The organism is Mesorhizobium sp. M7A.F.Ca.CA.003.01.2.1, from assembly GCF_003998945.1.
In the GTDB taxonomy this organism is placed as follows: Bacteria; Pseudomonadota; Alphaproteobacteria; order Rhizobiales; family Rhizobiaceae; genus Mesorhizobium; species Mesorhizobium ciceri.
In genome coordinates this window covers 1-3,200 of record NZ_RZRA01000679.1, presented here as the reverse complement: position 1 = coordinate 3,200, position 3,200 = coordinate 1, and the positions used below count along the sequence as shown (strand labels likewise).

At 63.7% G+C, this 3,200-nt stretch carries 1 protein-coding gene and 1 pseudogene; one reads left to right on the top strand and one right to left on the bottom strand.

Annotated elements, in window-relative coordinates:
* Positions 1–111: 111 nt before the first annotated feature.
* A pseudogene (locus tag EN969_RS23565) lies at positions 112–1,059 on the bottom strand (sigma-54 dependent transcriptional regulator); the annotation flags it as partial.
* A 175-nt stretch (positions 1,060–1,234) separates the two neighbouring features.
* Here EN969_RS23565 and EN969_RS23560 point away from each other — a divergent pair.
* Positions 1,235–3,067 carry a M3 family oligoendopeptidase gene (locus EN969_RS23560; RefSeq protein ID WP_063168941.1) on the top strand — a complete coding sequence of 611 codons (1,833 nt, stop codon included), beginning with the start codon at positions 1,235–1,237 and terminating at the stop codon, positions 3,065–3,067.
* Positions 3,068–3,200 lie beyond the last annotated feature (133 nt).

Here is a 3,200-nt window from a genome sequence, read left to right as displayed (position 1 = left end):
CCTTGCAGGCGACGGTGCGGGTCGGCCGCCGCGACGACATCCCATATCTGGTCACCCATTTCATGGAGAAGGTCGCGCCGGCCGACCCGCACCGTCGCCTGCAAGGTATTTCGGCGGCACGAAGATCGGATAGACGTTCAGCCGGTAGAACAGATCCTCGCGGAACTTGCCGTCCTTGACCTGCTGCAGGAGGTTGCGGTGCGTCGCCGAAATCAGCCTGATGTCGACCCTGACGGTCGAGCGCCCACCGACCGGGTCGACCTCGCCGTCCTGGACCGCACGCAACAGCTTGACCTGCACGTCGAGCGGCAGGTCGCCGATCTCGTCGAGAAACAGCGTGCCCGAATGCGCTTCGACGAACTTGCCGGTGTGCTTGTCGGTGGCCCCGGTGAACGAGCCCTTCTCGTGACCGAACAGGATCGATTCGACCAGATTGTCTGGAATGGCGCCGCAATTGACGGTGACGAAGGGCTTCGTGCGGCGGTCGCCACTGCCCTGGATGGCGCGCGCCACCAGTTCCTTGCCGACGCCGGACTCGCCCTCGATCAGGATCGGAATGTTGGATGCCGCCGCTTTCTGGCCAAGACGGATCACCCTGTCCATGGCCGGGCTGTGCGTGATCATGTCCTTGAAGGTCAGGAGGCCGCCGCGCCGGCGCGATGTGCGCTTGACCTCGCCCTCGACGGCCTCGACCTTGAGCGCATTGCCGATCGATGCCTGCAGCCTGTCGGGAGACGCCGGCTTGACGACGAAATCGAAGGCGCCATGACGCATCGCCGAAACCACGGTCTCGATTCCGCCCTGCGCGGTTTGCACGATCGCCGGCACGTTGATGTCGCGCTCGCGCATCGCCTTCAGCACGCCGATACCGTCGAGACCGGGCATGACCAGATCGAGGATGACCACCGACACCTCGCGGGCGCCGGGTCCATCGAGGATGTCGAGAGCGGCCGCGCCGCCGTCGACCACGATTGCGCTGTAGCCGAACCGCGTCACCGCCGCTTCGAGCAGCCGGCGTTGCACCGGATCGTCATCGACTATGAGTATGGAACCTGTCATGACTGGTGTGACTGCCCGCCCGAGGAATTCTGCCCTGTGGACCATCTTGGCACAGGGTTCTAAATAAGGTTTCAAAAAACCCGGTGAATGAATTCCTTAGGATTTGACCGGCTTCTCGTTTCTCCTTGAACCTTGGCCACGGAAGGTGTCGGCAATGCATAGGGATTCTGGGCACATGGTTTCCGCACGGCGGCTGGCGGCGCCGGCGTCGGGTCAAGGCGCGGCCGAGCTGGGCGACCTGCCGGAATGGAACCTTGCCGACCTCTATGCCGGCATGGACGCGCCGGAGCTGAAGCGCGACATCGCCAAGGCCGCCACCGATGCGACCAGTTTCGAGAGCCGCTGGAAGGGTACGCTGGCCGCCGAAGCCGAGCGCGGCGGCGCCGGCAGGCTGGGCGAGGCGCTTGTCGCCTACGAGGCGCTGGAGGAACTGATCGGCCGCATCGTCTCCTATGCGGGACTGGTTTATGCCGGAAACACCGCCGATCCCCAGCGCGCCAAGCTCTATGGCGACATCCAGGAGAAGATGACCGACGCCAGCGCGCACCTTCTGTTCTTCGCGCTCGAACTCAACCTGATCGACGATGCGTCGATCGAAGGCGCGCTCGCCGGCGATCCCGCCTTCGGCCACTATCGGCCATGGGTGCTCGATCTGCGCAAGGACAAGCCTTACCAGCTCGAGGACCGCGTCGAGCAGCTCTTCCACGAAAAGTCGATCACCGGACGCGGCGCCTGGAACCGCCTGTTCGACGAGACGATGACCGACCTTCGCTTCCACATCGACGGCGAGGAACTGACGTTGGAGCCGGCGCTGAACCGTCTGCAGGACGCCGACGGCGAGGTGCGCCGCCGGGCGTCCGAGGCGCTGGCCACGACCTTCCGCAAGAACTTGCGCACCTTCACGCTGATCACCAACACGCTGGCCAAGGACAAGGAGATATCCGACCGCTGGCGTGGCTTCGAGGACATCGCCGATTCACGCCATCTGGCCAACCGCGTCGAGCGCAGTGTGGTGGACGCCTTGGCCTCCGCCGTTCGCGATGCCTATCCGCGCCTCTCGCACCGCTACTACGCGATGAAGGCACGCTGGCTGGGCATGGAGGTGATGAACCATTGGGACCGCAACGCGCCGTTGCCGGATACGCCCCAGGCGATCATCGGCTGGGACGAGGCCAGGAACACCGTGCTGTCCGCCTATCAGCGCTTTTCGCCCGACATGGCCGAGATCGCGCGAACCTTCTTCGACCGCAACTGGATCGACGCGCCGGTGCGGCCCGGCAAGTCGCCTGGCGCCTTCGCGCATCCGACCGTACCGTCGGCGCATCCCTATGTCCTGCTCAACTACATGGGCAAGCCGCGCGATGTGATGACGCTGGCGCACGAGCTTGGCCATGGCGTGCATCAGGTGCTGGCCGGCGGCCAGGGTGCGCTGATGGCCTCGACGCCGCTGACGCTGGCCGAGACGGCATCGGTCTTCGGCGAGATGCTGACCTTCCGCTCGCTGCTCGACCAGACCACCGACCGGCGCGAGCGCAAGGCCATGCTCGCCCAGAAGGTCGAGGACATGATCAACACGGTCGTGCGCCAGATCGCCTTCTATGAATTCGAGCGCAAGGTGCATGCCGAACGCAAGAACGGCGAACTGACCTCCGACAGGCTCGGTCAGTTCTGGCTCGAAGTGCAGGCCGAAAGTCTGGGTCCCGCCATCAAGCTGCGCGAAGGCTACGAGGTGTTCTGGACCTACATCCCGCACTTCATCCATTCGCCCTTTTATGTCTATGCCTATGCTTTCGGCGACTGCCTGGTGAACTCGCTTTACGCGGTCTACCAGAACGCCGAGCGCGGCTTTCAGGACAAGTATTTCGAAATGCTGCGCGCCGGCGGCACCAAACATCATTCCGAGCTTCTGGCGCCCTTCGGGCTCGACGCCACCGATCCCGCCTTCTGGCAGATCGGACTTGGCGTCATCGGTGGCCTGATCGACGAGCTGGAAGCGCTCGACACTTGAAATGCGCCCCCAGGCGTCGCTCTAACAGTTTAGCCGGAATGCATGTTGGGACAGCTCTACTATCGCCCTAAATATCTGTTCTTGAAGTACTCTCCACCGAAGTTTTCCGATAGCTTTCCACAAGCTCTATGAT